This window comes from Campylobacter insulaenigrae NCTC 12927 (assembly GCF_000816185.1).
GTDB classification, from domain to species: Bacteria; Campylobacterota; Campylobacteria; order Campylobacterales; family Campylobacteraceae; genus Campylobacter_D; species Campylobacter_D insulaenigrae.
Genome location: NZ_CP007770.1, coordinates 444,543 through 460,239, shown reverse-complemented (window position 1 = coordinate 460,239; position 15,697 = coordinate 444,543). Strand labels below are relative to the sequence as shown.

The 15,697-nt window shown below is 28.1% G+C and carries 13 protein-coding genes and 1 pseudogene; 9 read left to right on the top strand and 5 right to left on the bottom strand.

Annotation, left to right across the window (positions count from 1 at the left end; translation table 11 throughout):
- Nucleotides 1-15 precede the first annotated feature (15 nt).
- Both CINS_RS02410 and CINS_RS02405 read right to left on the bottom strand, forming a co-directional pair.
- Entirely contained in the window at nucleotides 16-1,860 is a 1,845-nt protein-coding gene (locus CINS_RS02410; protein ID WP_039649535.1) for an aryl-sulfate sulfotransferase, read from the bottom strand.
- A 25-nt stretch (nucleotides 1,861-1,885) separates the two neighbouring features.
- Complete coding sequence (locus CINS_RS02405; RefSeq protein ID WP_373274105.1) at nucleotides 1,886-2,530, bottom strand: thiol:disulfide interchange protein DsbA/DsbL; 645 nt, start codon at nucleotides 2,528-2,530, stop codon at nucleotides 1,886-1,888.
- A gap of 157 nt (nucleotides 2,531-2,687) precedes the next feature.
- On the opposite strand from CINS_RS02405, the pseudogene CINS_RS02400 reads away from it, so the two are divergent.
- From CINS_RS02400 to CINS_RS02390, 3 genes and pseudogenes are all read left to right on the top strand, one after another.
- Nucleotides 2,688-6,392, top strand: a pseudogene (locus CINS_RS02400) (DUF7149 domain-containing protein).
- The gene (locus CINS_RS02395) at nucleotides 6,392-8,365 is read left to right on the top strand and encodes a pentapeptide repeat-containing protein (protein ID WP_039649531.1); all 1,974 of its coding nucleotides are present in this window, start codon (nucleotides 6,392-6,394) and stop codon (nucleotides 8,363-8,365) included. The pseudogene CINS_RS02400 and the gene CINS_RS02395 overlap by 1 nt, the downstream one beginning before the upstream one ends.
- Nucleotides 8,366-8,399: 34 nt before the next feature.
- Nucleotides 8,400-8,780: a YbgC/FadM family acyl-CoA thioesterase gene (locus CINS_RS02390; RefSeq protein ID WP_039649528.1), complete on the top strand. Its 381-nt coding sequence runs from the start codon at nucleotides 8,400-8,402 to the stop codon at nucleotides 8,778-8,780.
- Here CINS_RS02390 and CINS_RS02385 read toward each other — a convergent pair.
- From CINS_RS02385 to CINS_RS02375, 3 genes are read right to left on the bottom strand one after another with little or no spacing between them, the layout of a single operon-like run.
- Complete coding sequence (locus CINS_RS02385) at nucleotides 8,761-9,975, bottom strand: hypothetical protein (protein WP_039649527.1); 1,215 nt, start codon at nucleotides 9,973-9,975, stop codon at nucleotides 8,761-8,763. The genes CINS_RS02390 and CINS_RS02385 overlap by 20 nt on opposite strands.
- Nucleotides 9,972-10,583, bottom strand: coding sequence for a uracil-DNA glycosylase family protein (locus tag CINS_RS02380; protein ID WP_039649524.1), 612 nt, complete (start codon nucleotides 10,581-10,583; stop codon nucleotides 9,972-9,974). Before CINS_RS02380 ends, CINS_RS02385 begins: the two co-directional genes overlap by 4 nt.
- The gene (locus CINS_RS02375; protein ID WP_232012955.1) at nucleotides 10,583-11,056 is read right to left on the bottom strand and encodes a GNAT family N-acetyltransferase; all 474 of its coding nucleotides are present in this window, start codon (nucleotides 11,054-11,056) and stop codon (nucleotides 10,583-10,585) included. Before CINS_RS02375 ends, CINS_RS02380 begins: the two co-directional genes overlap by 1 nt.
- 132 nt (nucleotides 11,057-11,188) lie before the next feature.
- Here CINS_RS02375 and rpmH point away from each other — a divergent pair, with 132 nt between their 5' ends.
- The 6 genes from rpmH to mnmE are packed head-to-tail and all read left to right on the top strand — an operon-like array spanning nucleotide 11,189 to nucleotide 15,697.
- Entirely contained in the window at nucleotides 11,189-11,323 is a 135-nt protein-coding gene (rpmH, locus tag CINS_RS02370) for a 50S ribosomal protein L34 (RefSeq protein ID WP_039649520.1), read from the top strand.
- Nucleotides 11,320-11,664 carry a ribonuclease P protein component gene (rnpA, locus tag CINS_RS02365; protein WP_039649517.1) on the top strand — a complete coding sequence of 115 codons (345 nt, stop codon included), beginning with the start codon at nucleotides 11,320-11,322 and terminating at the stop codon, nucleotides 11,662-11,664. Before rpmH ends, rnpA begins: the two co-directional genes overlap by 4 nt.
- On the top strand, nucleotides 11,634-12,017 hold the full coding sequence (yidD, locus tag CINS_RS07735) for a membrane protein insertion efficiency factor YidD (protein WP_084593980.1): 384 nt from the start codon (nucleotides 11,634-11,636) through the stop codon (nucleotides 12,015-12,017). The genes rnpA and yidD overlap by 31 nt, the downstream gene beginning before the upstream one ends.
- The gene (gene yidC / locus CINS_RS02360) at nucleotides 11,963-13,555 is read left to right on the top strand and encodes a membrane protein insertase YidC (protein WP_039649516.1); all 1,593 of its coding nucleotides are present in this window, start codon (nucleotides 11,963-11,965) and stop codon (nucleotides 13,553-13,555) included. Before yidD ends, yidC begins: the two co-directional genes overlap by 55 nt.
- On the top strand, nucleotides 13,539-14,372 hold the full coding sequence (locus CINS_RS02355; RefSeq protein WP_039649514.1) for a Jag N-terminal domain-containing protein: 834 nt from the start codon (nucleotides 13,539-13,541) through the stop codon (nucleotides 14,370-14,372). Before yidC ends, CINS_RS02355 begins: the two co-directional genes overlap by 17 nt.
- Entirely contained in the window at nucleotides 14,369-15,697 is a 1,329-nt protein-coding gene (mnmE, locus tag CINS_RS02350) for a tRNA uridine-5-carboxymethylaminomethyl(34) synthesis GTPase MnmE (protein ID WP_039649512.1), read from the top strand. Before CINS_RS02355 ends, mnmE begins: the two co-directional genes overlap by 4 nt.

Here is a 15,697-nt window from a genome sequence, read left to right as displayed (position 1 = left end):
GGGCTTTTGCCCTTATTAATTAAATGCTTTATTCAAATCAATAGGCATTGCTTGATACCCTATACCAGAACCAATCAAACGAATTTGCACTGAAGGTTCTTTTTTACCCCATTTAAATTCATCTATTTCAGGTTTTGGTTCGCCTAATGCTACACCTTTATTTAAATCAAAACTCATACCAGCACTAGCACTATAAACCAACAAAGAATCTTTATCTTTTTGATACTCTACTAAAGAAGTAATAGGTGAAAACCACTCATTAGCTCTTTGCTTTCCGTACTCCCAAATTTGTTCTACAGTTTGATTTTTATGATCTATTTTATATATTACAGCTCTAGAATATTTTAAATTTGCAAACACAGGCTGACTTAAACCCCTTGCATCACCATTATCAAAAACACTCAAATATGTGTATTTTTTATTAGATTTTTCATCTATCTTAAAAGCTGTATGTTGTGTCCATGGAAAATCAAAACCACCTTCTTGATTTTCATAACCTTCACATTTGCTATATTCATCTTTGCAAATTATTTTTTTACCATTTTTGTCTATAGGTTGTAAAAGTGTATTTTTGTATTTATCATTCCAACCCTTATGCGTTCCTAATATCCATTTTATTTTTTTATCACGCCCTATTTTAACAACAGCGCTTTGGTGGCGACTTGAAATAATAATACTATCATCACTAAAATCATAATCAACACTATTTACATGAGCCCAATTACGCCCTATTCCCGTGCCAGCTATATCTCCAAAAATATCACTAGTATCCATTTTTAAAAGCTCTTCTTCGCTTAAAGTTTTACCAGATTTTGATGCGTCAACATTCAAGCACACCGCACCTTGATCAAGTACCTTAATAACATTTGCTCGATAAGGATCTAAAATTTCAAAAAGCCTCCACTCATCTACTACATCGCCACTTTGATTTACTTCTATAATCACATCACGCACAGAACGCACATTCTTACCATCAGGGCGTTTAATATTTGCCATAGCCACTCTTAAAAGATAATTTCCATTTGGCATTTCACTCATAGAATGGGAAAAATCTATATAAGAAGCAGGCAAAATGCGGTTAAAAATTTCTCTTCCTAAAAGATCATATTTTACATATCTTTGCCCATAACCAAAACTCAAGGCTCCATCTTTATTTTGCCTAAAGCCCATCATAATACCGCGTTTATAAATATTGTCAAAATCCATTAGTTTGTTAGTATCTAAATACCATCTAAGTTCTCCTTTGGTATCTATAATAAAAGCATTTGAAGCCTCATCCCACTCTAAAGCTCCTCCGATTGGATTATTCCATACTGCTTGAGAACTCAAACCACTAAATTTACCAGGAGTATTGTTGATTAAATACAACCTATCTGAAAATTCTTTTTCTACTTTTAAAATTTCTACTTTTTCAAAAGGCACGCCTCTTTGCATTGTGTTAGCACTTGGCTTTATATTCACTCCAGAAGTGGCGACTTTATAGTATTCTTCTTCTATTCTTTGACTTTTACCAAAAATACTTTTAGTATAGCTTACTTTGATTGTATTCAAATACGAAGGATAAAGCCCAAATATAGGAATTCCGCCATAAGTTTTAAGCTTTTTATCATCAACTTTATAGCTTATTTCTTGTCCATTTTCTTTTGGCACAATACTAACTTTAACATCACTTAAAATATATCCCCCATCTAAAATAACAGCAGTTAGTGGTGCTAATCCATAAGGATTTAATTTAATAGCTCCAATTTGCCCTTGCACTTGCCAATTCACCTTTGCACCACTTGCTCCGCCCACTGCTAAAGAAAAATTTGGAATCATCACCATACTAGCTAACAGGCTAATTACTTTTAAAAATTTCATATTATTTCTCTTTAAAATTAAAAAGTTATTTACTTGAAAGTTCTTTTACTATGCGAATTAGCTCTTCTAAAGAAGTCACGTATTCAGGATTTATTTGATATTTTCCATTTACCACAAAAGCTGGTGTCCCATATGTTTTAGCAATTTCATTAGCTAGTTTATAATTATTTAAAAATTCTTTTGCTTCTTTAGTATCTAAAAATTGTTTTAATTCATTCTTAGAAGCTCCAATAGCATTTAAGCCTATTTTATAAAATAATTCTTCATCACTTAATTGCATTTTATTTTCAAAATGACTCACAAAATACACATCAGCTAATTTATGCGTCAAGCTATCCTTACTCCCTCCATCTAACCCATTAGCTTTTTCTTTAAAAGAAGCCAAAGCAAACATCTCATTTAAAGCTTTTCCATTTTCACTCATAGCACTAACAGAAAAAAGATCATATTTTAAATTTGGCAAAGCTTCTTTTACTTTAGCAAGAGTATTGAATTTATGATGATTATAACAATGTATGCAACGATATGAAAAAACTTCTATTAAAGAATTTTGTGCATTTTGCACTGGATTTTTTAAAACTATATATTCTTTACCTTCGCTCAAAGCATTTGCATTTATGCTAAAAACTAATGTCATAGCAGCTACTAATTTTAAACAAAATTTAGATATCTTCATACTTTTTCCTTATTTATTGATCAAAGCCACAATCTTAGCATATTAAGTAAAACTAAAATCACAATTAAAATTACAAAACCTCATTTGACTTTATGCTTTTCTTAATAGGCTTTTAGCTACAATTTTTATTAAAATCGTCTTAGGAAAAAATATGCACTTTCATTTACTTACACCTTGCGAATTTGTTAAAAAATACAGCACAAAAGCTCCCACAAAAGAATCAATCACAAATTTTAAAAGTCAAGTCAATCAATTTTTAGAAAAAATTACTAAAGTCAATGAAGAAGAATTTCAAAAAAATGAAATCGCAAAACTCTTGCAAAATACTTACCATTATGATTTAAACACTAAAGGCAAAATAGATCTTGCCATTTATAATGATGAGAAAATCAATGTCATCTTTGAAGTAAAATCTATCACAAACAAAAGTGAATTTCCAAAAACAAAAGAAAATTTACTTTCTAAAGCATTTTGCGAGAGCATATTGTATTTTTTAAGAGAAAAACAAAATAAAAATAACGCCATAAAGCACATCATACTTTGCACCGCAAAAGAATTTTTTATCATAGATGCTAAAGAATACGAAAGCCTTTTTGCTAATGACAAAACTATAAAAACATTTTATAAAAATTGTGATTTCAAAGAAGGCACCGACAAAAGCACAAACAAATTTTACGAAGATACTTTTTCTTATCTAGAAAAATTAAACAAGAGTTTAAATTATACTTATTTTGAATTAAGCTCTAATTTAGATGATGAAAACTTTGCTTATATTTATCAAATTTTCTCTCCTTATGTTTTATTACGCCAAAAGCACCATTATGATGCTAATGCTTTAAATAAAAAATTTTACGATGAATTACTTTATATTTTAGGACTACAAGAAAACAAACAAAAAAATATCATCTTATCATCTACGCCAAATACCTTAAGTTACGCTATCAAAAGTGCTTTTAAAGATATAAGCTTTGATGATATTTTCGCACTTTTAATCACTTGGAACAATCGCATTTTATTTTTAAGACTTTTTGAATCCATGCTTTTATCTTTTAAACACATACAAAAGCCTTTTTTACAAAGCGAGCTTATACCAAATTTTGCCAAACTTTCAGAACTTTTCTTTGAAGTTTTAGCTAAAAAAGAAGATCAAAGAAGTATAAAAACTTTTGATTTTATCCCTTATTTAAATTCTTCTTTATTTGACAAAAACACTTTAGAATTACAAGGCAAAGAAATCAAATTTTTAGATTCTTATCCTTTAAAAATTTATGAAAATTCTATACTCAAAAATGACACTCTTTACAAAGACAAAGAAGAATGTGAGCTTTTAGAATATCTCCTTAGTTTTTTAGGAGCTTATAATTTTACCACCACAAACAAAGACATACAAGCAAATCAAAAAATCAATCACGACAAGCTTATAAACTCAAGCGTCTTAGGTAATGTCTTTGAAAAGCTAAATGGCTACAAAGAAGGAAGCTTTTATACTCCAAGTTTTATCACTTCTTATATGTGTAAAGAAAGCATTACTAAAATAGTGCTTGATAAATTTGAACAAAAGCATCGTTTAAAAGCAAATTCTATCCAAGAGCTAAGAATGCTAATTGATAGAAATTTTTCTCTAGAAAAACAACAAGAGTATTTAAACACTCTTTTTAAGCTAAAAATTTGCGATCCAGCCGTAGGAAGTGGGCATTTTTTAGTTTCAGCCTTAAACAAACTTGTCTTTATAGCGTGTGAGCTAGGGCTTATTAATTCTTTATTAAGATCAAAAGTAGAGCTTATAAATGATGAAATAATCATCTTCCTTAATCAAAATGAAATTTTTAATTATCACAAACCAGACTTTCAAAACGATAATATACATTTAATACAAAAAGAACTCTTTGAGTGCAAAAAGCAAATCATAGAAAATTGTCTTTTTGGAGTAGATATCAACCCAAATTCGTGTGAGATTACTAAACTACGCCTTTGGATAGAGCTTTTAAAATACAGCTATTATATCTTTGAAAATGATAAAAACTCAAACACCCTACAAACCCTGCCAAACATCGATATCAACATAAAATGCGGGAATTCTCTCATAAATTATTTTGAAATTCATAAAAGTTTAAATCACTACCCTAATATAAAAGAACGCATGGATAAATACAAACGCATAGTAAAAGACTACAAAGAAGGCTTTTACACAGATAAAACTCTTATAGCAAAAGAAATCAAAAATTTAAAAGAATCTTTTAAAAACTTTTGCCTTAAAGACAAATTCACTAAAGAAATCAAACAACTCACCAACGAAGCTAATGAGTATTCTAAAAAATACGGCGATTTTTTAGCCCAAGAGCACCCAGATGAAAAATTTAAAAGCTTTTTTTCTAAAAATATGTTTGAATTTGATTTTGATAAAGAACAAGCACAAAAAGAATTTAAAAAGCTTGAAAAGCTTTATGAGAGTATATTTGACTTAGAAAGTGCAAATCCTTTTGAATGGCGTTTTGAATTTAGCGAAGTGCTTGATGATAATGGCGATTTTAAAGGCTTTGATTTAGTAATTGGCAATCCACCTTACATAAGGCAAGAGCAAATCAAAGAATTAAAACCAAAATTATCAAAATCTTACAAAGTTTATAAAGGCACAAGTGATATTTACACCTATTTTTACGAACTAGGCTTTAATGTGCTAAAACAAAATGGTATTTTATCTTTCATCACTTCAAATAAATACACAAGGGCAGGATATGGCGAGTCTTTGCGTGAATTTTTGCTTAAAAATACTACGCTTTTAGAGTATTTAGACTTAAATGGTATCAAAGTTTTTGATAGTGCCACCGTGGATACTTCTATACTAAGCTTTAAAAAAGCCAAAAGTAAAGATGATAAATTTAATTACCTAGCTTTAAATAACGAACTTTTAAAAGAAAACAATTTTACCATATCAAACATTACAGCTTTTATGCAAATTACGCAAAACTCTTTAAGCAAAGAAAGCTTTACTTTTAGCGATGAAAGCATTTCTTCTTTAAAAGCAAAGATACAAAAGTACGGCACGGCACTTAAAGATTGGCACGGACTTAATATAAATTATGGCATAAAAACAGGATACAATGAAGCTTTTATCATAAGCACTGAAAAAAAAGATGAAATTTTAGCTAATTGCAAAGATGAAGCCGAAAAAGAACGCACCGCCAAACTCATACGCAAAATGCTACGCGGTAGAGATATCAAAAGATACAGCTATGAATGGGCGGGATTGTGAGTGATAGGCACTCACAATGGCTATAAAAGCAAAAGTGGAGAAAAGGTGGAAGCGATAAATATAGATGAATATCCTAGTTTAAAACAACATTTAGATGAATTTTATCCGCAATTAGAAAAAAGGGCAGATAAAGGCTTCACTCCCTATAATCTTAGAAATTGCGCATACTTAGAGGAATTTGAGAGGGAAAAAATTGTGTATCCAGAAACTACACAAGGGGCATATTTTATCTATGATGATAGAGGAATTTTCTTAGAAAAAACAGCTTTTTTTATAGTCTGTGAAAATTTAAAATATTTATTAGGTTTATTATCATCAAATTTAATTACATACTATTATAAAAATTTTTCTCAAGGTTGTAAATTAGGAATAAAAGGTTATCAATACAACAAACATGCCTTAGAAAATTTACCATTACCAAAAATAAATTCTAAAAATGAAAAATTAGCAAATAAGCTTGTAAGCTTAGTCGATGAGATTTTAAATTTAAAAGAACAAGACAAAAACGCCAACACACAAGAACTAGAATCTCAAATCGACAAAATAGTTTATAAATTATATAATCTCACTACCGATGAAATAAAAATCATTGAAGGAAAATAATGGAATATAATAGATTTAATATAGGATTAGAAATAGAAAATAGTGGAATTTTTATAATAGGTTTAGATAATGATATATTAACTGTTTCTTTAGATTTGGCAAAATTTTTAGAAATTAACGCAAATAAGATAGAATCTTTAAGTGATAAGTTAGATGTTAGAGATATAGCTAAGCCATTAAATCCATATGACATTTTCAACACTTTAGAAAATAAAGGAAAAAATACTTATAACAATACCAAGATTATAGAGAAAATTGAAACCCCTGACTTCATAGAATACCACTTTCATTATGGGTTAATACTAAATGTTTTTGCGAATAAAGAAAATAAAGTTATTTTAGAACATATAAAAAAGAAAATACCAAAAAAGGCATTTATAAATCCTATCTACTTTTCGTATGACATTATAGGTGATAGTAATGCTATTCCACAAGATGAAATATCAGATCTTACAAAGAATTATGGCTATGAAAGAAAAAATTATAAAAGTATTTTTAAAAAAGAAGTTTATATTAATTACAGCTGTCTTGAAAGATTATATTTTGCTAATTGTGAATTTAAATCCAAAGTGTCTCTACATCATATTGATGGCAGCGATAATTTGGTTACTTTCTTTAATGGTATAGATTTTGCTAATTGTATTTTTGAAGATGAAATAAATTTTAAACGATTTACATCAGGATCACCATTACCTGATGGTAAATATTATAATAATGAACAAAACACTTTATTTGAAAATTGTATTTTTAAAAAAAGAGTTGATTTTCATAATTCTAAATTTGTTAATAGTGTGTATTTTACTAATTCTCATTTTAAAGACTACGCAGATTTTCACGCATGTGAATTTGAAAAGACAGCTTGTTTTTATGGGGTAACTTTTGAAAAAACTCCAAATTTTTCTCAAGTAGTTTTCAAAGATAGTGTCAATTTAGTAAATATAAAAACTAATTTTAATTTTGAAATTTTAAATACTACTATAAATAATATAGACAAACCAAAAGATGAATCAGCAAATGATTTTAGAGATTCTTTTAGAACTTTTAAAAGTGCATTGATAAAAGAAAATAATCCTCTAGAGGCTTCAAATTTTCATAAATACGAGCTTTATTGTAAAGAGATAGAACTAAGAGAAAATTGGAACAAAAGAGGCAAAAAAGCACAAAATATGCTCGAACTACAAAGAAATACTTGGATATTTAGGGATTTTATAGATTCTTTACTTTTAGGATTTTATAGAAAATTATGCGAACATCATACTGATTTTTTGAGAGTTTTTAATAATCTTATATTATTAATTGCCCTATATGCTTTATTTGTTTCAGTTTTTGCATGGCGCCATGATGATAAATCACAAGACAAAAGAAAGATTTCGTCTTTATTTGATTTTTTGTATAGTTTTGAACATAATATTCATATTGTAGTTTTTGTTTGTTTTTTGTTGGGAAGTATCTTGATTTTATACAAATTAAAACTAAAACCTTTCACGCTATATAAATGTTTGTATATAAAGAAGTGGATACGAAAAACATTTGTAAATAAAAGAGCATTATTATTGATATTGCAAGATTTATGCAATCTAACACAAAACTTAATTTTTGCATTATTCTTTGTTTCTGCTTCTTTTTATTTAGGACAAGCACTAGGAGAATTTTTAGGTTTAGATAAGTATTTCGCATATTCATTACTAATAAATACATTATTTATTGGTTTATATATTTGTTTTGTTTATACCGAATCATTATTTTTTGGTAGATATATAATACTTATTTCATCTTATATAGTATTTCTTGTTCAGCTAATCCAAAACCCCAGTATAATACATCCTATAATAGATAAAATTGTAAATGATAATATTGGGAAAAATAATTATCAGGATATTATGGTATTAAATATTTGTTATACGGTATTAATGTTTTTAGTCCTTTTCTCCCTGCAAAAAACCGCAAGGAAAAATTCCATAATCCCAACTTAGTGTAAAATACACAAATTCAAAAGAAAGGATAAAAATGAAATTACGAGTTTATTATGAAGATACCGACGCAGGTGGAGTGGTGTATCACGCTAATTATTTAAAATTTTGCGAAAGAGCTAGAAGTGAGATATTTTTTCAAAAAAATGCAGCTATTTTTGACAAAGACACGGGACATTTTTTACTCACAAAAGCAGAATGCAACTTCTTAAAGCCAGCAAAATTAGGCGATATTTTAGAAGTAAAAACACATATTTTAAAGCTAAAAAAGGCTTCAGTGATTATAAAACAAGAAATTTATAAAGACACAGAAAAACTTTTTGAAGCTAATTTCACTTTAGCCTTTGTCAAAGCAGAAAAAATAGCTCTCATAGATGATGATATTTTAAAGGTTTTTGCTACTCTTGAAAAGGAGTAAAGCCTAAACCTTTAGAACTAATGATTTTAACCTTATAATCAAACTGATTTTCATTTAATTTTTCATCAAAAATTCTTTGAGAATTAGTATCTAAAAACTGCGTGTAAAAATAATCAATCCCCACACTAGTCGCATACGCTATCCAGTTGTAATTAATATCTTGTGAAAAAATTTCATTCAGATAACTTAAGGTTTGATCTTCATTAGATATAGAATTTGCGATAAGTAATTTTTTTCTATCGTTAATTTGAGTCAAGCTTAATAAAACAGGATTATAATTTATTTGAGTAGATAAAAGCACAAAAGGCTCTAAATCATATGCACGAATTTGAGAACTAATAAGAGCTGTTTTAATCAAAGAAGTATTTAAAAATACACTCGCATTTTGAAAGCTTCTATTTCTATTTAATATACTTCTAAAGTCAAATTTAGAGCTATTAATAGTATAAATTTTCTCACTTCCATCGCCAAATTTAATAAGCTCTTCATTAAGACGATTTGAAAGACTTGTCTCATCTGAAAAGATGATATTTCTACCATTAGAATATTCTAAAAGTTTTTTGATTTGTTTTTGATAATCTATGCTTCCATAATAAATATTTTCTTTTTGTGTGTCAAAATACCTCTTATGCACCGTAGGTATGAAAATCTTTACATTTGAACTAATATCTTTTTTAAGTAATTGCTTTACGCCCTCTTCTGTAAAACCTGCGATAACATAATTAAATTTTTCACTTTGAATTTCATTAAAAGCTTTAGAAATTTTACTTTCTTCTTCATCGCCTATTAAAAAAACTTTTACTCTAATTTGCGCTCTTTGTCTTAAAAGATAAGCTATGCTAGAATTTATTATAGTATTAGAATAGCTTTTTATAGTTTGCTCAGGTATAACAATAGCAAGTTTTACGCTAGCACTTTTTTGAACACTCTTTTCAAAATCAATGATAGAATTTAAAAGTTTAGTATAGACATTAACTAAAAATTCATTATTAATTGCTTCATTAAATTTAGACAAAAAATTAAAATACAATCCATTTTCTAACAAACCAAACAAACATTCATTATCACAGCTTTGAATTTCTACACTTGGATAAAATGCTTCACTTGGTTCTACAAAAGAAAGTTGTTGTTCTTTTGCAAAAGCATTACAAATCAACACAAAACTTACCATCGCACAAAGAAAAATTCTTTTCATAAATAACCTTTTATTTTCTTAATATCTTCTATAAAATTCGCATACAAACTAGGATTTTTACTAAGATAATCTAAATCATAATTTGGCATAATCAAACTTTCATTAAATCTCAACCATTGCCCAACATATACTTTAAAATTCTCAAATCCCAAACTCAAAAAAGCCTCTTCACCTAAACAAAGTATAATTTTAGGCTTTATAAATTCAAGTTCACTATAAAAATACGGCAAGCAAAATTCTACCGAATTTTTATCAAATTTAAAATTACTAAAACACTTTAGCACATAAGAAAAATAAATTTCATCTTCACTTAAGTCTAATAATTCTTTAAATTTCAATAAAAAATCTTGTTTTAACTTAGAAGCAAAAAACTCTCCACTTTCATTTTCGTCTTTATCAATATAAGTTTGAAAAATCAAAATTTTAGCTTTTTTCACTTCCTTTTCTATTAAAGATTTTTTTCTCAATTTAGAAAAATTACAAAGTGTGCATTTTCTAACCGAATTTTGCAATTCTTCAAAGCTAATATTTGCACCTTTGTTTCTTTTAACTTCTTCTAGATACTCAAATCCAAAAGCTTTAAGATAATACAAACGTCTTTTATCCATCAAAATAATGCTTCTAAATTTTCACCATCTAAACGATAAGTTCTCCATTGACTCATATGCTTAGCATTTATAGCACTATAAAATTTTATACCCAAATCATTATCATTTAAGCATACCCATTCTAAACGCTTAAGATTTTTTTCTTTACAAATCCTCGCTAAATACTTAAAAACTTCTTTTGCATATCCATTTCTACGGTATTTTTCTTGTATATAGATATCTTCTAGATACATACCGCCCAACCCTACAAAAGAAGAAAAAGTATAATAATACATCACATAACCTATAATCTCCCCATCAACTTTTAAACTTAAGGCTTTTGCATAGTTGTTTTTAAAAAAAGACTCTTCTAAATCTTTAGTTGTACATTTTACATCTTCGAGCATATTTTCATGGACAGCAAGCTCTTTGAGTAATTCTAAAATTCTACCCAAATCTTCTTTTTTACTCTCACAAATTTCAAATCCCATTATATCCTCCCAAAATAGAACTAAAAATTTAGCAAAAACTTTTAAAAATAACTCTTAATTAAAAGCAGATTTAAGTAAGAATTTGATAGAATGTCAGCTTTATTATTTTGTTTTAATTTAAGTTAAGGAAAAACTATGAAAAGAACATATCAACCACACAAAACTCCTAAAAAAAGAACTCACGGATTCCGTGTGCGTATGAAAACTAAAAATGGTCGCAAAGTGATCAGTGCAAGACGTGCTAAAGGTAGAAAAAGATTAGCTGCATAAAAGATTTTCTAAACATTAGCAATGTAAGAGAATTTGCAGCAATCTACAAAGAAGGTAAAAAATGGCACTGCGAAGGTATGATCATCTTTTATTTTCCAAGTCAAGAAAAAAAGTTTGCTGTGGTAGCTAGTAAAAAGGTTGGAAAGGCTGTTGAAAGAAATAGAGCCAAAAGGCTTCTAAGATCAGCTTTTTTTCAGCTTAGAAATCAAGTTGAAAACGGAAAATATATACTTGTTGCTAAAACAGGTATTATTGAAATTCCCTTTTTAAAATTAGAAAAAAACTTAAAGTGGGGTTTTAAAAAAATAGGATGTATAAAGCAATCTGCGTGCAACTCATAAGATTTTACCAACTTTGCATTAGCCCTATGAAACCAAAGTGTTGTAGATACTATCCAAGTTGTTCTGAGTATGCTTTGTGGCATTTCAAAAAAAACAATATTCTAAAAGCTTTCTTTGCAGTTTTTTTAAGAATTTTAAAGTGCAATCCGTTTTTTAAAGGCGGTATTGATTATCCAAAAATCAGTAAGAAAAATTTAAATTCTGGTATATGTTTTAAACCTAAAATTAATGCTTTAAAAAGACTAAAATATCTATACATTCCTTGCAAGGATAATCAATTTTTTTTAATTAAGATTATATTTTCAAAGGACAATCCGTGTCAAATAACTTATCTCAACAAAAACGCATATTAATTGCTGTTGTTTTATCATTTTTATTTTTTGTAGTTTATGATTATTTTTTTATACCAAAAGCTCCAATAACAGAGCAAAATATCACAAAAAATGAACAAAACAATTCAGCTCCACAAACAAATCACGCAAAACAAGCACCAAAAGTTGAACTTAGCGTTAATCAAAAAGATGAAATAGCATTAATTAAAAGCGAACATTTTCAAGCTCATATCGATTCTTTAGGTAGAATTTCTAAATTTTATCTTAGCGATGAAAAATTTAAAGATGAAAATGGTAAAAGTATTAATTTAGTAGATACTTCATTATCACCTTTACCTCTAGAAATAAGATTTAGCGATAATACAATCAATCAAGAAGCTTTCAACACCCCATATACCGCAAATCAAAAAAATATCGAAGTAAATGATACAAACAATACTCTTATTTTAACTCAACATTTAAATAATCTTATCGTTACTAAAAAAATTACCTTTTATAAATATGGAAATTATGATATAGAGGTAAATCTAAGTAAAGACATACCATATTTTATTACTCCTGGATACCGCCCAAATATAGCAGTAGATAGTTATACGCTTCATGGTGTTTTAACATTAAATAAAGATGATAAAATCAACATCTTAGAAGATGGCGATGTAAAAAATGATGAAAATTTTGCAAATGTTACTTTAATGTCGGCATTTGATCGCTACTATAGCGTTTTATTTTATAATTTTGAAAACCCAATCAATGCAGTAGTAACTAAAGACACAAATGAAAATTCTGTTATTTTTGCTAGTGCTAATGGAAATTTTAAAGCAAATGGTTACATAGGTTCAAAAGAACATGAAATTTTAAGAAGTATTGATCCAAGGTTAGATGAAGTTGTCGAATATGGTTGGTTCACTTTTATAGCAAAACCTATGTTTGAATTTTTAAATTTCTTACATGGCTATATGGGAAATTGGGGCTGGGCTATAGTTATTATGACTTTAATTGTGCGTATTATATTATTCCCATTAACTTATAAATCAATGATTTCTATGAATAAACTAAAAGATTTAGCTCCTAAAATGAAAGAAATTAGAGATCGTTACAAGGGTGATCCACAAAAAATGAACATTCATATGATGGAATTATATAAAAAACATGGTGCAAATCCTATGAGTGGATGTTTACCTATACTTATACAAATTCCAATTTTCTTTGCTATTTATAGAGTTTTACTCAATGCCATAGAATTAAAAGCTGCTCCATGGGCTTTTTGGATCACAGACTTATCAGTAATGGATCCTTGGTTTGTGTTGCCTATTTTTATGGGTATTACAATGTTTATTCAGCAACTTATCACACCGATGACCATACAAGATCCTATGCAAGCAAAAATAATGAAATTCTTACCTTTGATTTTTACATTTTTCTTTTTAACATTCCCAGCTGGTTTGACTCTTTATTGGTGTGTAAACAATATTTGTTCTTTAATCCAACAAGTAATTGTCAATAAGCTTTTTAAAAATCACAAACAAGAGGAAATAGCTAAGCATGAACATAGAAGCTAAAGATTTACAAACAGCACTCATCGAAGCATCAAAGCATTTTGAGTGCTCAGTTATTGACTTGGAATATGAGGTAATCCAACACGCCAAAACTGGATTCTTGGGTTTATTTAGAAAAAATGCAATTATTTTTGTTAAAGGTCATAAAAAAGTTATTTTACAAGAATCTAGTGCAAAAAAAATCTCCAACAAACAAACTCATAAAAATTACGAAAAACAAGAAACAAAAAAAGAAAAAACAATAACACAAACTAAATCATATAACAAAACAAACTCATCAAAAGAACATTATAAAGTCAAAGATGATGCTATTTTTAATTCTTTTCACAAAGAATCTTACGAAGAAAAAGAAAACAAAATAAATTACATTGATGAAATTAAAAACTCACTCGATACACTACTTGCAACTTTTGATTTTGATATCAAAATAGTAGAAATAAAAATGTGGGATGAAAATTGTGTTTTAATTAAACTAGATGGTGAAGATGCTGCTTTACTCATAGGCAAAGAAGCACATAGATATAAAGCTTTTTCGTATTTACTTTATAATTGGCTTAACTCTAAATATAAAATTCAATTAAGACTTGAAATAGCTCAATTCTTAGAAAACCAAATTCAAGCCATAGAAAATTATCTTAAAATACTTATAGAAAAAGTTGAAACCACAGGCAGGGTTCAAACAAAACAATTAGAAGGAATTTGGTTAAAACATATATTAGAAAAATTAAGAGAGCACTTCCCTAATAAATATGTAGCCATAAAAAATAATGATGGTCAAAAAGTTATCATTGTGAATGATTTTTTGAAGAAAAGTGAATGAATGACACTATAGCTGCTATAGCTACAGCACATGGCGTAGGATCTATCAGTATTGTCAGAATAAGTGGCAAAAAAGCTCTAGAAATCGCCCTTAAGCTTACGCGCAAAAAGGAGTTAATCCCACGTTATGCTCACTTGTGCAAAATTTACAAAGATAATGATGATTTTTTAGATGAGGCTTTAGTGCTTTACTTCAAAGCCCCATATTCTTTCACAGGCGAAGATATAGTTGAATTTCATCTACATGGAGGTTTTGCTTTAAGCGAAATTTTACTTGATGAATTGATAAATTCTAATATCCGCTTAGCTCAACCTGGAGAATTTAGCAAAAGAGCTTGTTTAAATGGAAAAATGGATATTTTAAAAGCTATAAGTATCCAAGAACTTATTATGTCAAAATCATCAAGCGCAGCAAGCATTATTGCAAAAAATTTAAAAGGCGATTTAAGCGTATTTTTAAACACCATAAGAATTGAACTAGTTAAAACCTTAGCTTTTGTAGAAACTAGCATTGATTATGCTGATGATGATTTACCACAAGATTTATTAGAACAAATTATCCAAATGTGTGAAAAGAATTCAAAACTTTTAAGTGATATTGTTGATATATCTTTGAGAAAAAAAGGGCTAATAGAAGGTTTTAAAGTTACCATTATCGGTAAGCCAAATGCTGGAAAAAGTTCTTTGTTAAATTCGCTTTTAGCTTATGATAGAGCTATAGTTTCAAATATGGCAGGCACAACAAGAGATCGCATTGAAGAAAATTTAAAAATAGGTTCACATCTTATTAAAATCATCGATACAGCAGGTATTAGAAATGCTCAAGATGAAATAGAAAAAATTGGTATAAATTTAAGTTACAAAAGCATTAATGAAGCAGATATTATCCTAGTAGTTTTTGATGGTTCAAAAGAATTTGATAGCGAAGATAAGCAAATCTTAGATACACTACAAAATATTGACAAGAAAATTATTTATGTTTTAAACAAAAGTGACCTAGAAGACAAATTTTATCATGCAATAAAAGATTCTTGTATAAAAATTTGTGCTAAAAATTCAAGCAATGAGGTAAAAAATGTACTAAATAAATATTTAAATACTTTAGATGGAGATCATATGCTAGTTAGCAATGCTTTGATTTTAAATAGTTGCAAAGAAGCTAGCGAAGCAATCTGTCGTGCAAAAGATTTATTACAAGAAAATTCTTTGGAGCTTTTTGCTTTTGAACTAAACATAGCCATAGAAGCAATATCACAATTTACAAAAAAATTTGAAAGAGATGAGATTTTAGAAGAAATGTTTAGTAGTTTTTGTTTAGGTAAATAA